The organism is Nocardia albiluteola (genome assembly GCF_018860155.1).
Lineage (GTDB): Bacteria > Actinomycetota > Actinomycetes > Mycobacteriales > Mycobacteriaceae > Nocardia > Nocardia albiluteola.
Genome location: NZ_JAHKNI010000009.1, coordinates 237,021 through 257,493, shown reverse-complemented (window position 1 = coordinate 257,493; position 20,473 = coordinate 237,021). Strand labels below are relative to the sequence as shown.

Genomic DNA, 20,473 nt, shown 5'->3' with positions numbered 1-20,473 from the left:
CGCCCGACCCGCATGATCGCGCGGCGGGCCGGGCCCGCAGCCCCGGCGGTCCCGGCCTGCGTCGTGCCGAGCCACATCGGAACCGAGTGGCCTCGGCCCGATAGTGTGCTGCGTACGGCACCGGGCGTTATCGTCGTCGACGACGATGCGGGCGTAGCGATCGGGAGGGCGAGGAGTCGATGGGCGGCACGCGGGTGTCCGGGCGGTGGCTGCGGTGAGGCGGTGGCTGCGGTGATCCGGCTGCTGCTCGCCGACGATCAGGCGCTGGTTCGGGGCGCGCTGGCCGCGCTGCTGGGGCTGGAGTCGGATCTGGAGGTGGTCGCCGAGGTCGGGCGGGGTGACGAGGTGCTCGCGGCGGTCGAGCGCAGCGCGCCGGATGTGGTGCTGCTGGATGTGGAAATGCCCGGGGCCGATGGGATTTCGGTGGCGGGGCTGCTGCATGCGAACTATCCGCAGGTGCGGATCTTGATGGTCACCACCTTCGGCCGTCCCGGCTATCTGCGCCGCGCCATCGATGCCGGCGCGAGCGGGTTCGTCGTCAAGGACACCCCTGCCCGGGAGTTGGCCGATGCGGTGCGCCGGGTGCATCTGGGCCTGCGCGTAGTGGATCCGGCGCTGGCCACCGAGACGCTTACGGCCGGAACCTCACCCCTGACCGCCCGGGAACGCGAGGTGCTGGCCGCCGCGGCGGACGGCTCCACCGCGGGCGTCATCGCCGCGCGCCTGCACCTGTCCGAGGGCACCGTCCGCAACCATCTGTCCGCGGCCATCGGCAAGACCGGCACAAAAACCCGCGCCGAGGCCATCCGCACCGCCGAACATCGTGGCTGGTTGTAGCGGTCGGGCTCACGCCCCAGGTCCAGGCCCCGGAACCGCCCTACGCAGCGTTCGAACCCGAGCTGGGTAGCACGCTGTCGCTGCACGACCGGCCCGATCTCGATGCCGCGCGCGGCGGGGTGCTGCGCGCGACAGGCTCCGGGGCGATCGATCGCGATCAGGTGCACGCCCACCTCCGCAGCCGGGGCGTCAGCGACCGACTCCGTAGAAGCGGAGGACCATCAATTGATTTGAGCGGATGTCACATTCGGTCAACCCGTGCTGCGGGGAACGAGCGCGGGAGGCGGGGGCGCGATACCTCGTGACAAGTCGCGCTGCTGCGTCGTGCGCGGCCTCGCGTCGCCTACGGTGCAGTGATGTCGTGGTTGCTGCTGATTCTTTCCGGGTTCATGGAGACCGCGTGGGCGATCTCGTTGGAGAAGTCGCACGGGTTCAGCCGCGCGGTGCCAAGCATTGTTTTCGTAGTCACCCTTGCGCTCAGCATGGCCGGGCTGGGGGTAGCGCTGCGCACGATCCCCGTCGGCACCGGATACGTGGTCTGGGTCGGCATCGGAGCGGTCGGCACGGCGGGGGTCGGGATGATCTGGCTCGGCGAGTCCACCACCGTCGCCCGTATCCTGTGCCTAGTGTTGATCATCGCGGGCGTGGTCGGGCTGAAGGTCTATCACTGACCCAGGTCCCTTCGCTCCCGCAACGATCGGGTGTAAATTTTCCATCAAGGTGTGCCGGGAAGGCTGGTCGGCGGGAGTATAAGGAGCTCGCCGTGCGTGGTGGTATCTATCTCGAAGCGGACAGGCGGCGGGAGAAGCTGCGGACCAATCTGTGGTTCGTCCCGACCCTCGAAGTGCTCGGCGCCGTGGTCCTGTTCGCGATCACCTGTGCCCTCGATCGCGCCGCGTACAGCGGCGCGTTCCGCATCCCCAGTTGGGTGATCGGCGGCACCCCCGATGCCGCGAGGCAGGTGCTCACCGCGATCGCAGCGGCCATCATCACCGTCGTCGGTGTCGTTTTCTCGATCACGATCGTGGCGCTGACCCTGGCCTCGACCCAGTTCGGGCCGCGGATGCTGCGCAATTTCATCCGCGACCGCGGCACCCAGGTCACCCTGGGCACCTTCGTCGCGACGTTCGTCTACGCGGCAGCGGCCCTGGTGGTGATCGGCAAGGACTTCGTGCCGCACATCAGCACCACGGTGTCGATCGCGTCGATGGTGCTCGATCTGGGCGTCCTGATCTATTTCATCAACCACATCGCCGGGCAGATCCAGCTGCCGAACGTGATCGCCGACATCGCCCGGGAGGTCAACACGGCCGTCGAGGCCAACCTCGACACCGCCGAAACGGCCCCCGCCTGCGGGCCCTCGACCGTCGAACTGCTGGCGCTGATCGCGGAATCCGGCGGCGAGGTGCGCACCACGAGCAGCGGATACCTGCAGTACATCCGCTACGACCGGCTGATGCGACTGGCCGTTGCCGAGAACGCGGTCATCCATCTGCCGAACCGGCCCGGCCATTTCCTCACCGAGGGGCAGGTGGTGGCCACGGTGTGGCCGGCCGAGGCCGCCCCGCGGATCGCCGAAGACTTCGCGCGGGGGCACGTCACCGGATCGATGCGCACGCTGGTGCAGGACGTGTCCTTCGGCATCGACCAGATCGTGGAGATCGGCCTGCGCGCCCTCTCCCCCGCGGTCAATGACACGTTCACGGCACTGACCTGCATCGACTGGCTTGGTGGCTGCCTGTCCAAGATCGCCGTCGAATGGGATCCGAATCCGGTGCGCCGCGACCGGGACGGCTATATCCGCGTCATCGCCGCGCAGGTCAGCTACGAGCGCCTGGTGCAGCGCGCGTTCGAGAAGATCCGCCAGTCCGGAGTCGGCCAGCCGGCGGTGATGATCCGCGAGCTGGACGCGCTGGCACAGATCCTCGATCGCACCGACGACCCCGCGCGCCGCCGGGTCGTGGTCGAACAGGCCGCGATGATCGAACGCCAAGTGGCCGTGTCGATTTCGGAGGAGGCGGACCGTGAGGACGTGCTGCGCCGGTGTGAGGTCTTTCGCGACCGGCTGGCGGCGGTGAGTTGATCTTCCGGTCCCTCATAGGGGCCTCACAGAAAACCTCGAGGTAGGCCGTCAACAATGACAGCCGTGTTACCAGTGCAGACGGACGTGACGACAACGCCCACACAAACACCCGGCGCGGTGGCCCCTCCCCCCGCGCCGAAGATGCCCACGGCCCACATCAACCAGTTCGGGGGCTTCCACAAGGGCGTCTCGCTGTTGCACGGCTGGTTACCGCTGACGATCGAGATCATCGCGGTGGTATTGCTGATCATCGCTATCGTCCGGCTGACCCGGCGCTGGTGGTACATCCGGCTGCCGATCGCCGTCGTGCTCGGAGTGGCCGGGGCGCTCGCGGGCTGGTGGTACACCAACAACCAGGGCCTGGCCTCGGATCCGGCGCCACTACTGCTGTGGATCAGCGTGGGCCTGATGGTCGGCTCGATCGCCGTCGCGGTGATCGGCTGGCCCCGCGCGCGCTGGTGGCAGCGGGTCGCCGCGATTCTCGCCATCCCGTTCGCGGTGGCCAGCACCGCGGTGGTGATCAATCAGTGGGTCGGCTACTACCCGACGGTGCAGTCCGCCTGGAGCGCGCTCACCGCCGGACCGCTGCCACACCAGACGGACATGGCCGATCTGGCCGGGATGCGCGATACGAACCCCAAGACCGGCGTCATCGTGCCGATGGACATCCCGGACACCGCGAGCGGCTTCAAGCACCGCACCGAATACGTCTACCTGCCCCCGGCGTGGTTCGCGGGGAAGACCCCGCCCAGCATGCCCGCGGTGCTGATGATCGGCGGCGAGTTCAACACCCCCGGCGACTGGATGCGCAGCGGCGAGATCATGCCGGCGATCGATAAATTCACCGCGGCCAACAACGGTCAGGCCCCGATCCTGGTGTTCGCGGACTCCGGCGGCTCCTTCAACAACGACACCGAGTGCGTCAACGGCCCGCGCGGCAATGCCGCCGACCATCTCACCAAAGATGTTGTGCCGTACGTGGAGAAGACCTTCAACGTCTCCGCCGATCCCGCGCACTGGGCGGTCGTGGGCTGGTCGATGGGCGGCACCTGCGCGGTCGATCTGACGGTGATGCATCCCGAGCTGTTCCACACCTTCGTCGACATCGCCGGCGACGTGGGCCCCGATTCGGGCACCAAGGATCAGACCGTCAAGCGCCTGTACGGCGGCAACGAAGCGCTGTGGGAGCAGTTCGATCCGATGACCGTGATGCAGAAGCACGGCCAGTACACCGGCATCGCCGGCCTCTACGACGACCTGACCGCGACGCACTTCGACCGGTCCAAGCTGCCCAAGGGCTTCACAATGCCCAAGGTGAGCGAGGATCAGATCGGCAAGGGCGGCCAGGACGACATGGGCGGCGGCGGCAACAGCGAGGTCGGCGCGGCCGAGAAGCTCTGTGCGGAGAACAAGAAGGTCGGCATCGAGTGCACCATCCACACGACACAGGGTGGGCACACCTGGCAGTTCGCGGAGGCGGCGTTCGACTCGTCGCTGGCCTGGGTGACCGCGCGGGTCGGGCTGCCGGTGCCTGCGAACAGCTGACGCCGCCCGTCGTCCGAGAACTTCATAGCCCTTCAGGCGCCACCACTTCCGGCACGAACGAGACGAGCGTTCGTGCCGGAGCTGCGTTCGGCGACGGGACGTCGATGCCGAGACGACCGGGTGGGCGATCCCGGCACAACGGCAACCGTGTCCGGCGACACGGCGCAGATTCATTACTTGACGGCCGGTAAGTAATGGATTTAGCCTGCCTTACGGGCACGGTTCGGCCGGTTACGGATTCGCCAGCGGGGGGACAGAGATGCAGGCATTCAGCATCGTGTGGCCCGATTCGTCAGCTGTCATCACACCGATTCCGGTAGATGACACCGCCCGTTCCGACCTGGGCATCGACCGGGTGCTCGCCGCGGTGCTGCGCTTCGGCGACGACTACGACCTGGCCGGATTGTTTTTCGCGCCGGTGCGCGAGCGCGACATCGTGGCCTATCGGCAGGAGGTCTTCGCCGATCTGGATGCCCCGGCCGTGCGCGCGGTCCTCGACGAATTCGCCACGGGCATGCGGCGGACCCGGCGCGAGCTCGCACAGGCCGAAAAGCTGGTGCATCCGCATCAGCGAGGGCGCTGGCGCCTCGATGCCGCCCTCGGACATCTCGAGGCACTCGCCCGCCTGGACGCCGGGCTGGTCGAGCTGCCGATCGCCTCGCGGGGGCTGCGCCGCTGGCGAGACCTGCTGCGCGCCTACGTGTCCGGGCCCGAATTCGCCGATCTGACCGAGCGGGTCCGCGACGTCCGGCGAGGCCTGGACGAGATCCGCTACAGCATCCGCGTTGTCGGACGAACCGTCGAGGTGGGCCCGGACGACGGCGCGCCGGACTACAGCGCCACCATCGCGAATCTATTCGCGCGCTTCGGGTCCCAGCCCCCACCGCCGCCCCGGCCGCGGCCGCAGTGGGCCGATATGAACCAGGCCGAGGAGCAGATCCTGGACCGCGTGGCCGCGCTGCACCCCGCCGCCTTCGCCCGGCTCGACGAATTCTCCCGCGACCACCCGCATGTCATCGATCCCGTGGTGGCGCGGTTCGATCGCGAAATCCAGTTCTATCTGGTCTATCTCGCCTTCGCCCGGCGCATCGCACACCCACTGCACCTTCCGCGGGCCCTCGGCCCGGAGCAGGACATCCACGCCCACGACGCCTTCGACCTAGCGCTCGCCGCGCGGCTGAAGCCGGGAGAAGCGCTCGTCCGCAACGACTTCCGGCTATCCGGGCCGGAGCGGGTCCTCGTCGTCACCGGCCCGAATCAGGGCGGCAAGACGACCTTCGCCCGAATGTTCGGTCAGCTCCTCTATTTCGGCGCCCTCGGCTGCCCGGTCCCCGCGCGCGATGCCCGCCTCCCGCTCCCGGACGCCATCTTCACCCACTTCGAGCGCGCCGAGGACCCCGGAGACCCCGACGGCCGGCTGCTCGGCGAACTCACCCGGATACGCGAGGTCCTCGACCGCGCGACGGCCGAGAGCGTCATCGTCATGAACGAAAGTTTCAGCTCCACAAGCACATCCGATGCCATCCGGATCGGCGCGGACATCCTGGACCGGATCATGGACCGCGGCGCGCTGGCACTGTGGGTCACCTTCTTCGACGAACTGGCCCAGGGCTCCCCCGCCGCGGTCAGCATGGTCGCAGCCACCGCCTCGGAAGGGCCGGACGGCGACGCCCGCCGCACCTTCCGAATCGAACGCAGGCCCGCCGACGGCCAGGCATACGCCATCGAACTTGCCACGCGCCACGGCCTCACCTACCACGACATCACCACCAGGATCTCCCGATGAGACTCGAACCGCGGCACCGGCCCGAGCACACCGGCCACAACGACCGGATAGGTATCACCGGACCAGCGCACACCTCCGAGCTCACGGCGCATCACCGACAGACCGACGGCCACGGCGACACGAGGATCTCCCCGATGAGACTCGAACCGCGACACCAGCCCGAGCACACCGGCACTCCGCACCCGGTGCGCACCAGCCGGCCGGGGCACTCCCTCACGCACACGGCGCATCACCGACAGACCGACCACCCCCGCGACACGAGGATCTCCCGATGAAAGTCGCACTGCTGCAGCCGCCCGGGGTCACGGTCCGGATCGCCCGTGCCGAGCAGCACACGCTGGACGATCTGGGTGTTGAAATGCTCTGCGCCGCAATGGCTCTGGATGAACATGGCGATGCAGATCCCGCGATTGCCGATGCGGTGCGGGCGGTGTTGCCCGCGAGTGTGCTGGATCCGGCGGTGATCCGCTATCGCCACGCGGTGCTCGCGGACTGCTGTGCTCATCCCGGCGCGGTGCGGGAGTTGTACGAGATCGCCACGCGGGCAACGCAAGTGCGGCGATGGAAGGTCGGTCCCCGGCATCGGCCCAACGGCAAGTTACTGCTTGCTCTCGAACCGCTCAACGAGCTGATCGGCTGCCTGCGCATGCTGCGGACCGCGTGTGTGCGGCATACCGGGAAGTTCGAATCCAACGGTTTCGCCGACCTGTGCACCATCGTCGGGCGCGAGCTCGACGACGACTATCTGGATTCGGTCTCCCGGCAGCTGGCCGCCATGGATTTCGAGCACGGCCTGCACTTCAGCGCGGGGCTGGCCACCGGAAACAAGATCGCCGAGGTGCGGCTGCACGCGCCGATCCGCCCGCAACGCCGTTGGTTCGGACTCGACCGCCGCTCTGCGCGCGCGTTCGAGGCGATCGACGATCCCGAGGCCGAGTCGAGTCCCCTTGTGCAGCTGACGAATCCGGCGCTGACAATCATCGCCGACGTGGTCAGCGACGCCACCGACCGCGTCCAGGAGTTCTTCGCGCAGTTGCGTACCCAGCTGGCGTTCTACCTGGGCTGCGTGACGCTGCACCGCCGCATGGCCGCGATCGGGGCGCCGGTGTGCCTGCCGGTGATCCACCCCGCGAGTGCCGCGGGTCCGCGCTGCTCCGGCCTGCGCGACATCGGATTGGCCCTGTCGAGCGAAAGTCCCGGCGTCGGAAACGATGTCGATGCGCGGGACCGCTCGCTGATCATGATCACCGGCGCCAACAACGGCGGCAAGTCCACCCTGCTGCGCGCCCTGGGCCTGGCGCAGCTGATGATGCAGGCCGGAATGTTTGTCGCCGCAGACAGTTTCGAGGCGCCCGTACACGAGGGCGTGTTCACCCATTTCGCCGCCGACGAGGACCGGACCCTCTCGCACGGCAAGCTCGTCGAGGAACTGGTCCGCATGAGTATGCTGATCGACCGGATGGCCCCCGGATCCCTGCTGCTGTGCAACGAGTCGTTCGCCTCCACCGGCGCCCGCGACGCCGCCCGCATCGCCGCCCCACTGCTCGATGCGTTCCAGACCACCGGCGTAGCCCTCGTCTTCGTCACCCACCTCACCGAATTCGCCTGCCTACGTCACGAAGCCGCCCATCCCGGCGAACTGTTCCTGCGCGCCGAACGCCTCGCCGACGGCACCCGCACATTTCGCCTCGTCCCAGGTCCACCGGAGCCCGGCAGCCACGCCGACGACATTTTCCACCGGGTCTTCGACCGCGACCCGCGCGCCCTGCCCGAGGACGATGCTGCACACAGTAGGTGACAAGCCGGTCGCGCCCCCGCCATGTGACGACCTCGAAGGGCAGTTCTCGGTAGTCTTTGCACGATGAGCGAGCGCACCACCGAAACCGGCACGGCCAGACCGCGTACCCAGCGCGGGCTCGAACGGCTGATGTTCTTCAGCGATGCCGTGGTGGCCATCGCCATCACCCTGATCGCGCTGCCCCTGGTCGACAGCGCCCGCGATGTCGCGAAGGAATCCACCTCGAAGTTCCTGTCCGACAACAGCTACGCCCTACTCGCCGCCGCGATCAGCTTCGCGGTCATCAGCGCGTTCTGGCGCGAGCACCACAGCCTGTTCGAGCGCGCCACCGGCTATACGCCACTGCTGCTGCGGGTCAACATGTTCTGGCTGGTGGGCATCGTGGCCCTGCCGGTGGCGACGGTCCTGGACGTGTATTCCCACCGGGACCCGCTCGCGGCCGGAATCTACCTGCTCGCGGTGATCTTCACGATGGCGGTCGACCGGGTCGAGGAGCTCATCCTGTACCGCGCGCGGCTGCTTTCCGACGGCGACCGGATCACCCGACCGGAGCTGATACTGCGCTGGTCGATGGTGGTCGGGGCCGGCATCGCCGTGATCGTCTCGCTCACCCTGCCGGCCGTCGGACTCTGGTCCCTGGTCCTGGTGTTCGCCGCGGGACAGTTCGAGGCGGTCTCCAGGCGCCGCCTCCGGGCGCGGACCGCGTGAACACCTCCTGACCCGCGCCGCCACGGCGTGCGCCGGATCCGGGTCCCGCAACGTCGAAGGCCGCCCCCGCGAAATCGCGGGGGCGGCCTTCGAATGCTGCCGGGGAGGTCAGGCGTCGAGCTCGGCGAGCACCTCGTCGCTGATGTCCACGTTGGTGTACACGTTCTGCACGTCGTCGCTGTCCTCGAGGGCGTCGACGAGCTTGAACACCTTGCGGGCGGCCTCGGCGTCGACCGCGACCGACATCGACGGCTGGAAGCCGGACTCGGCCGAGTCGTATTCGATGCCGGCCTCCTGCAGCGCGGTGCGCACCGCGATGAGATCGCCGGGCTCGCTGATGATCTCGAAGGACTCACCGAGGTCGTTGACCTCCTCGGCACCCGCGTCCAGCACCGCGATCAGCACGTCGTCCTCGGTCTGGCCGTTCTTGTCCAGCGTGACGATGCCCTTGCGGTGGAACAGGTACGACACCGAACCCGGATCGGCCATGTTGCCGCCGTTGCGGGTCATGGCGACGCGGACCTCGCCGGCGGCGCGGTTGCGGTTGTCGGTGAGGCATTCGATCAGCACGGCAACGCCATTGGGGCCGTAGCCCTCGTACATGATCGTCTGCCAGTCGGCGCCGCCGACCTCTTCACCGCTGCCGCGCTTGCGGGCGCGCTCGATGTTGTCGTTGGGGACGGAGTTCTTCTTCGCCTTGTCGATGGCGTCGTAGAGAGTCGGGTTTCCTCCAGGGTCCCCACCACCCGTCCGCGCCGCGACCTCGATGTTCTTGATCAGCTTGGCAAACATCTTGCCACGCTTGGCATCGATCACGGCCTTCTTGTGCTTGGTGGTGGCCCATTTGGAGTGGCCGCTCATTCCCCTACTTCCTTCACGTCGGTGTGCTCGAGATCCGGGCAGTCAACTGCGCCTCGGGCAGTTAACTATGCCAGTTTACTGCCCGGTCCCACTTGTATTACTTCGCGGTTGAGATCGCCCTCACAGGGGGTCGAACCGGCTGTTCAGGAGACCCGGGCCGCTGCGTTCTCGCGCACGATGTCCACGAACATCCGGTGTACTCGCAGATCGCCGGTCACCTCCGGATGGAACGACGTCGCCATCACGTTTCCCTGACGCACCGCGACGATCCGCCCCTCGGCCGGTCCGGACGGCACCCGCGCCAGCACCTGCACCCCCTCGCCCGCGCGCTCGACCCACGGCGCCCGGATGAACACCGCACGCACCGGCCCGTCGTCGAGGCCGGCGAAGTCCAGATCGGTTTCGAACGAATCGACCTGCCGCCCGAAGGCGTTGCGCCGCACGGTCATATCGATGCCGGACAGCGACTGCGCGTCGGGCCGGGTGTCGAGCACCTCGTCGGCGAGCAGGATCATGCCCGCGCAGGATCCGTAGGCGGGCATGCCCTCCCGCAACCGCTGCCGCAGCGGTTTCAGCAGCCCGAACACGTCGAGCAGCTTGCTGATCGCGGTGGATTCGCCGCCCGGCAGCACCAGGCCGTCCACGGCGGCGAGTTCGGACTCGCGGCGCACGTTGACCGGCTCGGCGCCGCAGTCCGCCAGGGCATGGAAGTGCTCGCGCACGTCGCCCTGCAACGCCAGCACTCCGATCGTCGGTTTCACGAGTCGAGCATACGAGCCGCCCGTGACGGCGCGATTCCGGCCGGGACCCGTTGTGGTACTGGTCACGCGACCGTCAAAATCTTGTAGGCGCGCTGTTACAAGTCCCTTCCATCGGGGAACACTCGCGCAAGTGACTGATGTGTTGCCGGATACCGAGCCCGCCGACCGAGCGCGGGTGCAGACCACACCCACCGGGCGCGGGCTCACCGTGCTGACCGGCCTGGCAGGCCTGTCGCTGGATGCGATGGCCTCGGTGGCCTACGGCCCCGAATCCATCGTGCTGGTGCTGGCCGCGGCCGGTAGCGCCGGACTGGGCATGACCCTGCCGGTGACGATCGCCATCGTGGTGCTGCTGACCGTCCTGATCGCCTCGTATCGCCAGGTGATCGCCGCCTTCCCGAACGGCGGCGGCGCGTACGCGGTGGCCCGCAGCCACCTGGGCCACCGGACCAGCCTGGTCGCCGCGGCCTCGCTGATCGTGGACTACATCCTCAACGTGGCGGTCTCGATCGCCGCCGGAGTCGCGGCACTGACCTCGGCGATCCCCGCGCTGCTGCCGTACACGGTGTGGATCTGCCTGGCCGTTCTCGTCGGGATCACCGCTTTGAACCTGGCCGGAATCCGCGAGAGTGCCCGGGCGTTCATGGCGCCGACCGTGGTCTTCGTCGCCGGCATTCTGGTGGTCATCGCCGCCGGTTTGCTGCGGTCGGAACCCGCGAGCGTGACCAGCGCGGCGAGCACGCTCGGCGCGAGCCGCACCATCGGAATCCTGTTGCTGCTCAAGGCGTTCTCCAGCGGATGCTCCGCCCTGACCGGTGTGGAGGCGATCGCGAACGCGGTGCCCAGCTTCGAGCGGCCGCGGGTGCGCGGCGCGCAGCGGGCCGAGGTCGCCCTCGGGGTGCTCCTCGGGGTGATGCTGCTCGGACTCGCGACGCTGATCGGCAAGTTCTCCATCCACCCGGTCGACGGGACGACGGTGCTCTCGCAGCTCACCGCGGCGGCGCTGGGGCACGGAATCGCCTACTACGTGGTGCAATTCGCGACGGTCGTGCTTCTTGCCCTGGCCGCCAACACCTCCTACGGCGGCCTGCCGACGCTGACCAAGATCCTCGCCGACGACAACTGCCTGCCGCACCGGTTCGCGGTCGCCACTCCCCGGCAGGTGTACCGCTACGGCGTGCTGGCCCTGGGCATTTCGGCCGCGGTGCTGCTGATCGCGGCGAACGGCGATATGAATGCGCTGGTGCCGTTGTTCGCGATCGGGGTGTTCGTCGGATTCACCATCGCGCAGGTCGGCATGGTGCGGCACTGGCGCGGCGATCACGTCCGCGGCTGGCGGTGGCGGTTGGCGCTCAACGGTTTCGGCGCGGTGCTGACCTGCGTCGCGGCGATCGTGACCACCGCGATGAAGTTCACCTCCGGCGCCTGGCTGATCGTGCTGGTCCTGCCGCTGCTGGTGCTGATCATGGAGCGAATCCGCAAGGAGTACAACCGGATCGACGGCCGCCGCGGCACCGGCTGCCTGCCCGCGCCGCCCCGGGCCACCGGCACCGTGATAGTGGTGCCGGTCTCGGAGGTGTCCGAGCTGAGCCGCGAGGCGCTCTCGGCCGCCCTCTCGCTCGGCCACGACATCGTCGCGCTGCACGTCTGCCTGCCCGGCGAGAACACCACCGCCTTCACCAAGGCCTGGGAGGCCTGGCACCCGGACGTGCACCTCGAGATCATCGACGCGGGCGACTGCACCGTTGGCGCCCCGGTCGCGCGCTACGTCCGGGACAACTTCCCCGACCGCCGCAAGGTGGTGCTGATCGCCGAGGTCGACCCGTCCACCGGCTGGGACCGGGTGCTCCCGAGCCACCGCAGCGACGAACTCGAGCGCCAGCTCCGCCGCCTACCCGACACGGTCGTCTGCCATTTACGGGTGCAGACTTCGTGATCCGGGCCGGGTCCTGGCTTCACGCCGGAAGCTGGGCCCGGTAGCCGATCGGCCCAGCCGCTCGCCTGTGGCCGATTCGCCGCAGCCGTAGACGAACTCGGTGTGCCGCTGCGCCGAGCGGATCTGTCCCTGCCGGACGAGGCAGCCGCGGCCCGCACGACTGGCGATACGGTCGGCCGTCAGCGCTCGGAAGAGTCCCGCCGCAGATAGTCCGCGGGGCCGTCCCGCCGTGCCTCGCACCGCGCGAACGCAACGGGCGCGGCGTCGACCGACGAGTCTCCGCCGTCCGGAGGTGCGCAGCCCTCAGGACTCGCGCAGGGTGCGGATGAGGCCCTCCTGGACGACGGCGGCGACCAGCTGCCTCTCGCGGTTGAATATCCGGCCGCCGGTGAGGGCGCGCCCGTAACCCGCCGAGGGGGAATTCTGGTCGTAGAGGAGCCAGTCGTCGGCGCGGAAGGGGCGCAGGAACCACATGGCGTGGTCGAGGGAGGCGTTCTGGGTGGGCTCGTCGGGGTGGTTGACCTTCGACGAGCCGAGCAGGGTCATATCGCTCATGTAGGCGAGGGTGCAGATGTGAAAGACCGGCTCGTCGGGCAGCGGGTGGCGGTAGCGGAACCACACCTGCTGCTGCGAGGCCAGCCCGTCGCGAGGGGCGATCTGATCCTGCGGCAGCGGCCGGATGTCCCAATGCTCCCACTCGCGCATCGCCCACAGGCGCTCCGGGCTCATCGTCGTCTGGGCATCCAAAAGATTGTCCGGCGGAAGCACATTCGGCATCGAGTCCTGGTGCTCTGGGCCCTCGTCGCCGACGTGGAACGAGGCCGACATCGTGAAGATGGCCTGCCCGTCCTGGATTCCGGTCACCCGCCGGGTGCAGAACGAGCGACCGTCGCGGATGCGCTCGACCTCGTAGACGGTGTGCTGGGCGGGATTGCCCGGGCGCAGGAAGTAGCCGTGCAGCGAATGCACCTGATAGCGCGGGTCCACGGTGCGCACCGCCGACACCAGCGCCTGCCCGGCAACCTGTCCCCCGAACGTCCTGGGCAGCTGGGTCTTCGTGGACGCGCCGCGGAAGATGTCCCGCTCCAGGCGCTCGAGCTCCAGCGCCTCTTCGATCGTCGCCATGAACCGTCCTTCCGGAATTAGACCCGCTCAGGCTATGCGATGGCGAACCCGGCGCGGCGTCCGGCTCTCGGTCGGCGGCCACGAGCAAGATCATCGGGCGGCGCGATCCCGGCGACGGGCATGATGGACCGGTGCCCAGCTTCACGCCCATCGCCGCGAATGCTCTCGTCGCGGCTGTCGTCGACCGCGCGACCGCACTGCCGGGCCGATCGGTCGTGGCGATCGAGGGCGCCGATGCCGCCGAACCGCTCCCCTTCGCCGCGGGGGTGGCCGACCGGATCCGCGCGCAGGGACGGCAGTGCGGGGTGGTGTCGCTGCACGACTACGTTCGCCCGGCCTCGCTGCGCCTCGAATACGGCCGCGACGAAATGTCCTACCGCACCGCGTGGTTCGACTACTCGGGCCTGAATCGCGAAGTGCTGCAGGCGCTGCGCGAACACGGCCGCTGGTTGCCCGCCCTCTGGAACGAGGACACCGACCGATCCGCCCGCGCCACACCGATTTCCGCGACGGACGACACCGTCGTACTGATCGCCGGGCCGATGTTGCTGGGCCGCGGCCTGTCCTTCGATCTCACGGTCGAGCTGCGCCTGTCCGAGGGCGCCCTGCGGCGCACCGACGCCGAGGATTTCACCGTCGAAGCCCTGCTTCGGCACCGCCGCAACCACCCCGAGAGCCCGGACATTCTCGTCGCCTGGGACCACCGCGACCGGCCGGCCCTGCGGATATGAACGGCCGCAAGGGAATCCACCGAACGCGGACGTTTTCTGCCCACTCGAGTAGTTCTACAGATCCGCAGCACCGCGTCCGGCCTCAGAATCAACATCATGACCTGGACAAATAGCGCGACCGCGGAGCCTCATCCCGGCGCCGCCACGGCAAAGTCTCGACATGACAGGCCGGTCCCGGCAACGATCCCGGTGTCGGTCCAGGTCTTCGTCGCGATCCTCGCGATGGCGGTGCGGTTCGCGGCCCCCGGATGGCTGCTCCTGTTCACGATCTTCGGCGGCGAGGTGATCGGACTGCTGCCGTTGATCATCGCCACCATCATTGGTGTCTTGTTACTGCGCAAGGCCGCACAGCGGGCGCGCACCATCGCGATCGGGCTGCTCGCCGCGATGGATCTGTCCCTGCTGGTATTCGCGCTGACACTGCCCGACATCACCGACTCCGAGGACGTCAACTTCGTGCCACTCGTCACGCTGACCCGGCAGGAGCACACGGTATCGGGGAACCTTGTCGCCGATTTCCAGGCGATCGCCGCACCCGCGGCCTGGTGCTACGTGCTGTTCGCGCCCCTCATGGTGTGCCTGGGGGCCCTCACGTGGAGCCGCCGCGGGCGAGCCACCGTGCGCTGAAGTCCATCGCTCCGGCCCACCGGTGATCGTCGGAACGTGTTCTAATGCAGATGATCGTGACAGAAAGAGGCGGGCATGTCGCTCACGTTCTTCACCTGGGCCGACGGACACTACGTCGCGACCGATATGTCGATAAGCCCCTGGTCGCAGGGACAGTTGTCGGGCACGTCGGTCGGCGCCCTGCTCGCCCGTGAGCTGGAAACGCATTGTCCCGATTCGGGGTTCGTTCCCGCGCGTTTCACGATGGACCTGTTCCGGCCGGTGCTGAACGAGCCGATCACGGTGAACAGCCACGTCGTGCGCGACGGCAACCGGATCCGCGTCGCCGACGCCGCCATCGTGCAACACGATCAGATTCGGGCACGGGCGAGCGTGATGTATCTGACCACCGGCGAGCAGCCGCCGGGGCAGGTGTGGCACACGGACGACGACCTGCCTGTGCCAACCTCCGATCAGGTGGGGCCCATCGGCGCACCCCCGCTGTTCAAGTCCGGAGACCACGACTGGAGCCAGGATTTCGCATCCGGCCAGAACAGCGAGCGCAAGTGCGTCTGGCACAACCTCGAGTTCCTGGTGGATGACGAGCCCATGTCCCCGTTCGAGCGCGCCGCATTCCTCGGCGACGCGACCAGTATGGTCTGCAATTGGGGCACCGAGGGCGTCGGATACATCAACTGCGATGTCACCGTGACGCTCTCGCGCCTGCCCGAGGGTTCCGAGGTCGGCCTGCGAGCGCTGGATCAGGTTGCAGCACAGGGTATCTCAGTAGCAACCGCCACCATGTACGACCGGACCGGACCGCTGGGAACCAGCGTGGTCAACAGCCTGTCCAATGCCCGGCGTCAGGTGGATCTCGCCGGATACGGCGCCGCCAAGGCCGCCCTGGTCCACGGGTCGCGCTGAATCGCTGGAAACGGCGGGACAATCCGCGGGCGGTGTGGCTAGACTGTCCGGGCTTGTTCGGGGTTTATCGGATGGTGGGGCGGCGAGTGACGTTCACGGAATCGGCGACGCGGGCGATTGTTGTCGGAGAGGTTCCCGACGAGGCGCTCGGATACGCCGGACGGGATATTGCCCGGGACGTTCTCTCCATGGTGGAGCGTGTCCCCGTGGTGGTGCTGAGTTCTCCGGATCACGCTGCGGGGACGGGAAAGACGCAGATTGCCGCGGCCTGTGCGCGGGCCGCGATCGCGGCGGATCGCGGGCTCATCGCATGGGTGAATGCGGAATCCGCGGCGGAGATGCAGGCGGAGCTGGCGGTCGTCGCGGAGCGGCTCGGGATCGCCGCATCCGGTGAGTCGGCGGCGGAATCGCTGCGGAACTACCTCGAGCACGCCGCGGGACCCAATCTGCTGGTCTTCGACAACCTCGGGGATCCCGCGGTGCTTACGCCGTATCTGCCAACCCGGGGTGGGGCCCGGATCCTAGTCACCGGCGCCGCCGAATTCGGGGAAACCGTTGTGGTGGGACCGTTCTCACGCCCCGAATCGGTCGACTACCTGTGCCGCCGAGCCCAGATCGACGACCCCGAGGGTGCGGATCTGCTCGCCGAATCCCTGGGCGACCTGCCGCTCGCGCTCACCGCCGCAGCGGCCGCCATCCGCTCGCGCCGTCGGTATCCCGAACGCCGTCTGGGCTTCCGGGAATGTGTCGACGAGATGCGCGGAGGCGGCCTCGACGCGGCGGTGGCGCTGGGGGCGGACGCGGCACTGCTCGACGATGCCGAGGGCATGCTGCATCGGGTGCTGTCGAGCCTGGCGGTGCTGCCGCCGAGCGGAGTCACGCTGCCCACGCTGCGCCGGCTGGCCGAGGCCGGCGAGTCCGGCCCCGAATTCGTGGACATGGCCGTCGACGACTGCCTGCGCGCCGGCCTGGTGGGCTACTCGCTGGATCACGGCACCGTGCTCATGCACCGGTCCGTGGCCGCGGTGCTGCGGAATCGGCTGACCGAGGCGGGGGAACTGGACCATGCCGTCACGGCCGCACGCGCCCTGATCGAGCCGGAGGTCGCCGCCGGGTCGCCCGCGGGGCGTGCCGCGTCGGCCTGGCTCGACCGATCCCGGCTGGCGCTGCTCGAGCAGGCCGCGACCGAATCGGACAACCACGACGAGGGGAACGCCGCCTCGAACGAGGCTCGCGAACAGCTGGCCGCCGCGTATCTGGCGGCCGGGCAGGATGATCGCGCGATCGACCTGTGGCGCGAGCTGCTGGCGGAGCGGACCCGGCTGCACGGCGATCTCGATCCGCGCACGGTGGCGGCCGTTCACACGCTCGCCACCGCGCATCATAATGCGGGACAGCATGATTCGGCGGTGTCGGTCTACGAGTCCGCGCTGCACGCGGCCGAGCGGGGCCACGGCGAGGACCATCCCGAAACCCTGGCGCGCCGTCAGGATCTGGCCCGCGCGATGCTGAGCACGGGGCAAACCGCGGCAGCGATCACGCTGCTGCGAAGGATCATCGCCGATCGTGAACGAGTTCTCGGCAGGGACCATCCCGGCGCCGCGGCCGCCCGCGAACACCTCGCCGCGGTCCACGAGTACGCCGGGCAGCACACCGAAGCATGCACCCTGCTCGAGCCGGCCGCGGCGCCCCTGTACGGCAAGGGGACTCCGGATCGCTACGCCATCCTCGCCGCGAGGGAGCTCGCGCGCGAATATGTCGCGGCCGAGCGCCACGGCGATGCGCTGGTCCTGAACGAACGCCTGCTGGCCGATGTGGAACAGCACGCCGACCGCACCGATCTGGAACCCGAGGATCCCGGCTACGCCGACAAGTATCGCCGCGGCCTGCGAGCGCAGATCGGGGTGTGCCTGGTCTACACGAAGCAATACGCGCGGGCAGTCCCTATCCTGCGAGAAGCCTTGTCGGCCAGTCGGATCGCGCACGGCCGGCATCATCACAACACCGTGAACCTGCAGTTCTGGCTGGCCCGTGCACTGCTCGAAACCGACCAGGCCGCCGAGGCCCTGGTGCTCATGGAACGCAGCGCGCAGGGCCACGAACGCATCCGCGGCCCCGTCCATCCGACCACCGTCGCGATACGAAAGTGGTTGATGGACACGTACCACCGGCGTCCCGATGGGATGGACGACGTGGTCGCGACAATGGAGCGCCTGGCGGCCGATCACGAGCGAATCCTCGGCCCCCTCGCAATTCCCACACTGAACGAGCAACGTCAGCTCGTCACGGTCTATTTGAACGACGGCCGATTCGACGACGCGACCGCGCTGCTCGCCCGCGTGGTGGACGGGTACGAAAGAACCGTCGGCTCGAGCGAGCTCCAGACCCACAAGGCACGCCGCCTCCTGGCCCGCCTGTACCAGCGGGCCGAGCGGCACGACGACGCGATCGTCGTGCTGGACCTCGATCTGGCCGACCTCACCCGCACCCGCGGCCGGGCCGCACACGAAACCATCACCACCCGTGACGAACTCGCCGGCGCGTACCGGCGCGCCGGTCGGTATCCGAGGGCGATCGAGCTGTTCGAGGCGAACGTGAGCGCGCAGGAGGAGAGGCTCGGCCCGGCCCACATCGACACCCTCGGGACCCGCGAGACGCTCGCCGAGCTCTACAGCGGATACCGGCGCGACACCGAGGCCGCCGTTCATCGCGAAAAGGTCTACGGTCACCGCGAGCGGACCCTGGGCGCCGACCATCCCGATACCCTGACCGCCGCACATCTGCTGGGCCGCAGCTATTCCCGGACCGGACGGGAGGCCGCGGCGATCGCCCTGTGGGAGCGCACGCTGGCGCGCCGCGAACAGGTGCTGGGCACCGAGAACCCCGATACCTTGCACACCCGCGAACATCTGGGCGTGGCCTACATCAACCAGAGCCGCGCCGAATCCGCTGTCGCCCTCCTCGAAGTCACGCTGGAGGCCCGCCGGCGCATCCAGGGGCCCGAGCACAAGGAAACGCTGACCACCGCAGCCAACCTGGCGACGGCGTACTCGACAGCGGGCCGGGTCGACCAGGCGGTCAGCCTGCACACCCATACCCTTCGAGTGCGCGAAAGCAGCCTGGGCCCCGACCATCCGAGCACCCTGACCTCGCAGAACAACCTGGCGATGGCGATGATGAGCGCGGGCCGGCACGACCGGGCCGTTTCCCTCGCCGAACGCACCCTCGCCACCCGTGAACGCGTCCTCGGGCCCGACCACCCCGACACCATGATCAGCCGCCACAACCTCGGCGTCTGGTATCACACGATCGGCCGATACGCGCAGTCGGTCACCCTGCTCCAGCACACCCTGGACGATCGCATCCGGGTCCTGGGGCCCGACCACGCCAACACCGCCACCACCCGCAGACTGCTCGACAACGCCAAGGCATCCGCCGCCCGCAGAAGCCGATAATCGCGATTCTCACTGCGGCACAACGAAATCGAGCCCGGCCCATCCGGGCCGGGCTCGACGATGCGCCGGGACTTACCAGCCGCGCTCGGCGAGGCGGTGGGGCTCGGGGATCTCCTCCACGTTGATGCCGACCATGGCCTCACCCAGGCCGCGAGAGACCTTCGCCAGCACGTCCGGGTCGTCGTGGAAGGTGGTGGCCTTCACGATGGCCGCGGCGCGCTGGGCCGGGTTGCCGGACTTGAAGATGCCCGACCCGACGAAGACGCCCTCGGCGCCGAGCTGCATCATCATCGCGGCGTCGGCGGGGGTGGCGATGCCGCCGGCGGTGAACAGCACCACAGGCAGCTTGCCGGTCTCGGCGATCTCGCGCACCAGCTCGTACGGGGCCTGCAGCTCCTTGGCCGCGACGTACAGCTCGTCCTCGGGCAGCGAGCCCAGGCGGCGGATCTCGTCGCGGATCTTGCGCATGTGGGTGGTGGCGTTGGACACGTCGCCCGTCCCGGCCTCACCCTTGGAGCGGATCATGGCCGCACCCTCGGTGATGCGGCGCAGCGCCTCACCCAGGTTGGTGGCGCCGCACACGAACGGGACCGTGAAGTTCCACTTGTCGATGTGGTGGGCGTAGTCGGCCGGGGTCAGCACCTCGGACTCGTCGATGTAGTCCACGCCCAGGCTCTGCAGGATCTGCGCCTCGACGAAGTGACCGATCCGCGCCTTGGCCATCACCGGGATGGAGACCGCGCTGATGATGCCGTCGATCATGTCCGGGTCGCTCATCCGCGACACGCCGCCCTGGGCGCGGATATCGGCGGGCACACGCTCGAGGGCCATCACGGCCACCGCGCCGGCGTCTTCGGCGATCTTGGCCTGATCGGGCGTGACCACGTCCATGATCACCCCGCCCTTGAGCATCTCGGCCATACCGCGCTTCACGCGGGCGGTACCGGTCGTCGGGGCGGTTTCGGGCGTCGTCACGGCTAACTCCTGAGTGATGGGATGAATCGGTCGTTCATTGTCGAACGACACGATTCTAGGCGGCCCGATCAGGCCACTTCATAGCCAGTCAGGCAGCACTGGACTGGCTGCCCGGCCGGCCACCGGTCCTCGCTACCCCGCCGCTATAGCCCGCGCGCCACGCTGGCGCACAGCATCCAGCCATGCGACGCTCGTTCACCCCCGCCGCGCTCGGCGTCACCATGCTGGCCCAGTGGGCGTGCGCCGGCCCCGCACCCGTGGAGCCGGCGGGCGTCTCGACCCCGCACGGCATGGTTCGGACCACCGCGTATGGCGACCAATTCACCCTCTGAGCGCCGGAGG

The 20,473-nt window shown here is 68.6% G+C and carries 17 protein-coding genes; 13 read left to right on the top strand and 4 right to left on the bottom strand.

Translation table 11 applies throughout. The features are described from left to right. Positions 1-222 precede the first annotated feature (222 nt). The 7 genes from KO481_RS26375 (at position 223) to KO481_RS26345 (ending at position 8,757) form a co-directional block, all read left to right on the top strand. Complete coding sequence (locus tag KO481_RS26375; RefSeq protein WP_215920793.1) at positions 223-837, top strand: response regulator transcription factor; 615 nt, start codon at positions 223-225, stop codon at positions 835-837. Between the two features lie 356 nt (positions 838-1,193). After that, positions 1,194-1,508 (top strand): DMT family transporter, encoded by a 315-nt coding sequence (locus KO481_RS26370; protein ID WP_215920792.1) that lies wholly within the window; start codon positions 1,194-1,196, stop codon positions 1,506-1,508. A gap of 92 nt (positions 1,509-1,600) precedes the next feature. Further along, positions 1,601-2,920 carry a DUF2254 domain-containing protein gene (locus KO481_RS26365; protein WP_215920791.1) on the top strand — a complete coding sequence of 440 codons (1,320 nt, stop codon included), beginning with the start codon at positions 1,601-1,603 and terminating at the stop codon, positions 2,918-2,920. 141 nt (positions 2,921-3,061) lie between these two features. Next, the gene (locus KO481_RS26360) at positions 3,062-4,465 is read left to right on the top strand and encodes an alpha/beta hydrolase-fold protein (protein ID WP_245401577.1); all 1,404 of its coding nucleotides are present in this window, start codon (positions 3,062-3,064) and stop codon (positions 4,463-4,465) included. A 259-nt stretch (positions 4,466-4,724) separates the two neighbouring features. After that, on the top strand, positions 4,725-6,251 hold the full coding sequence (locus KO481_RS26355; RefSeq protein ID WP_215920789.1) for a MutS-related protein: 1,527 nt from the start codon (positions 4,725-4,727) through the stop codon (positions 6,249-6,251). A gap of 271 nt (positions 6,252-6,522) precedes the next feature. Next, a complete protein-coding gene (locus tag KO481_RS26350) occupies positions 6,523-8,049 on the top strand; it encodes a MutS-related protein (protein WP_215920788.1) in 1,527 nt (508 codons plus the stop codon). A 63-nt stretch (positions 8,050-8,112) separates the two neighbouring features. Beyond that, a complete protein-coding gene (locus KO481_RS26345; RefSeq protein ID WP_215920787.1) occupies positions 8,113-8,757 on the top strand; it encodes a TMEM175 family protein in 645 nt (214 codons plus the stop codon). A gap of 108 nt (positions 8,758-8,865) precedes the next feature. Here KO481_RS26345 and KO481_RS26340 read toward each other — a convergent pair whose 3' ends face one another. Together KO481_RS26340 and pdxT are read right to left on the bottom strand one after the other, a co-directional pair. Then, the gene (locus tag KO481_RS26340) at positions 8,866-9,618 is read right to left on the bottom strand and encodes a YebC/PmpR family DNA-binding transcriptional regulator (protein ID WP_215920786.1); all 753 of its coding nucleotides are present in this window, start codon (positions 9,616-9,618) and stop codon (positions 8,866-8,868) included. A gap of 143 nt (positions 9,619-9,761) precedes the next feature. After that, on the bottom strand, positions 9,762-10,379 hold the full coding sequence (pdxT, locus tag KO481_RS26335; protein WP_215920785.1) for a pyridoxal 5'-phosphate synthase glutaminase subunit PdxT: 618 nt from the start codon (positions 10,377-10,379) through the stop codon (positions 9,762-9,764). A gap of 130 nt (positions 10,380-10,509) precedes the next feature. Here pdxT and KO481_RS26330 point away from each other — a divergent pair, with 130 nt between their 5' ends. Beyond that, positions 10,510-12,315, top strand: coding sequence for an APC family permease (locus KO481_RS26330; protein ID WP_443678002.1), 1,806 nt, complete (start codon positions 10,510-10,512; stop codon positions 12,313-12,315). Positions 12,316-12,618: 303 nt separating this feature from the next. Here the strand turns inward: KO481_RS26330 and KO481_RS26325 are convergent, their stop codons facing one another. Further along, positions 12,619-13,440 (bottom strand): acyl-CoA thioesterase, encoded by an 822-nt coding sequence (locus KO481_RS26325; protein WP_215920783.1) that lies wholly within the window; start codon positions 13,438-13,440, stop codon positions 12,619-12,621. Positions 13,441-13,571: 131 nt separating this feature from the next. On the opposite strand from KO481_RS26325, the gene KO481_RS26320 reads away from it, so the two are divergent. From KO481_RS26320 to KO481_RS26305, 4 genes are all read left to right on the top strand, one after another. Further along, positions 13,572-14,171 carry a nucleoside/nucleotide kinase family protein gene (locus KO481_RS26320; protein WP_215920781.1) on the top strand — a complete coding sequence of 200 codons (600 nt, stop codon included), beginning with the start codon at positions 13,572-13,574 and terminating at the stop codon, positions 14,169-14,171. A 96-nt stretch (positions 14,172-14,267) separates the two neighbouring features. Then, the gene (locus KO481_RS26315) at positions 14,268-14,798 is read left to right on the top strand and encodes a hypothetical protein (protein ID WP_215920779.1); all 531 of its coding nucleotides are present in this window, start codon (positions 14,268-14,270) and stop codon (positions 14,796-14,798) included. Positions 14,799-14,873: 75 nt separating this feature from the next. After that, positions 14,874-15,701, top strand: a complete 828-nt coding sequence (locus tag KO481_RS26310; RefSeq protein WP_215920777.1) for an acyl-CoA thioesterase domain-containing protein — start codon at positions 14,874-14,876, stop codon at positions 15,699-15,701. Positions 15,702-15,787: 86 nt separating this feature from the next. Beyond that, positions 15,788-19,156 (top strand): tetratricopeptide repeat protein, encoded by a 3,369-nt coding sequence (locus KO481_RS26305; RefSeq protein ID WP_215920776.1) that lies wholly within the window; start codon positions 15,788-15,790, stop codon positions 19,154-19,156. Between the two features lie 72 nt (positions 19,157-19,228). Here KO481_RS26305 and pdxS read toward each other — a convergent pair whose 3' ends face one another. Beyond that, positions 19,229-20,131 carry a pyridoxal 5'-phosphate synthase lyase subunit PdxS gene (gene pdxS / locus KO481_RS26300; protein ID WP_215920775.1) on the bottom strand — a complete coding sequence of 301 codons (903 nt, stop codon included), beginning with the start codon at positions 20,129-20,131 and terminating at the stop codon, positions 19,229-19,231. A gap of 182 nt (positions 20,132-20,313) precedes the next feature. On the opposite strand from pdxS, the gene KO481_RS26295 reads away from it, so the two are divergent. Further along, complete coding sequence (locus KO481_RS26295) at positions 20,314-20,463, top strand: hypothetical protein (RefSeq protein ID WP_215920769.1); 150 nt, start codon at positions 20,314-20,316, stop codon at positions 20,461-20,463. Positions 20,464-20,473 lie beyond the last annotated feature (10 nt).

Coding starts and splice junctions, on each gene's coding strand:
- KO481_RS26370 (WP_215920792.1), top strand. CDS start 1,194: ATGTCGTGGTTGCTGCTGATTCTTTCCGGGTTCATGGAGACCGCGTGG.
- KO481_RS26360 (WP_245401577.1), top strand. CDS start 3,062: ATGCCCACGGCCCACATCAACCAGTTCGGGGGCTTCCACAAGGGCGTC.
- KO481_RS26355 (WP_215920789.1), top strand. CDS start 4,725: ATGCAGGCATTCAGCATCGTGTGGCCCGATTCGTCAGCTGTCATCACA.
- KO481_RS26350 (WP_215920788.1), top strand. CDS start 6,523: ATGAAAGTCGCACTGCTGCAGCCGCCCGGGGTCACGGTCCGGATCGCC.
- KO481_RS26345 (WP_215920787.1), top strand. CDS start 8,113: ATGAGCGAGCGCACCACCGAAACCGGCACGGCCAGACCGCGTACCCAG.
- KO481_RS26340 (WP_215920786.1), bottom strand. CDS start 9,618: ATGAGCGGCCACTCCAAATGGGCCACCACCAAGCACAAGAAGGCCGTG.
- KO481_RS26325 (WP_215920783.1), bottom strand. CDS start 13,440: ATGGCGACGATCGAAGAGGCGCTGGAGCTCGAGCGCCTGGAGCGGGAC.
- KO481_RS26315 (WP_215920779.1), top strand. CDS start 14,268: ATGACCTGGACAAATAGCGCGACCGCGGAGCCTCATCCCGGCGCCGCC.
- KO481_RS26310 (WP_215920777.1), top strand. CDS start 14,874: ATGTCGCTCACGTTCTTCACCTGGGCCGACGGACACTACGTCGCGACC.
- KO481_RS26295 (WP_215920769.1), top strand. CDS start 20,314: ATGCGACGCTCGTTCACCCCCGCCGCGCTCGGCGTCACCATGCTGGCC.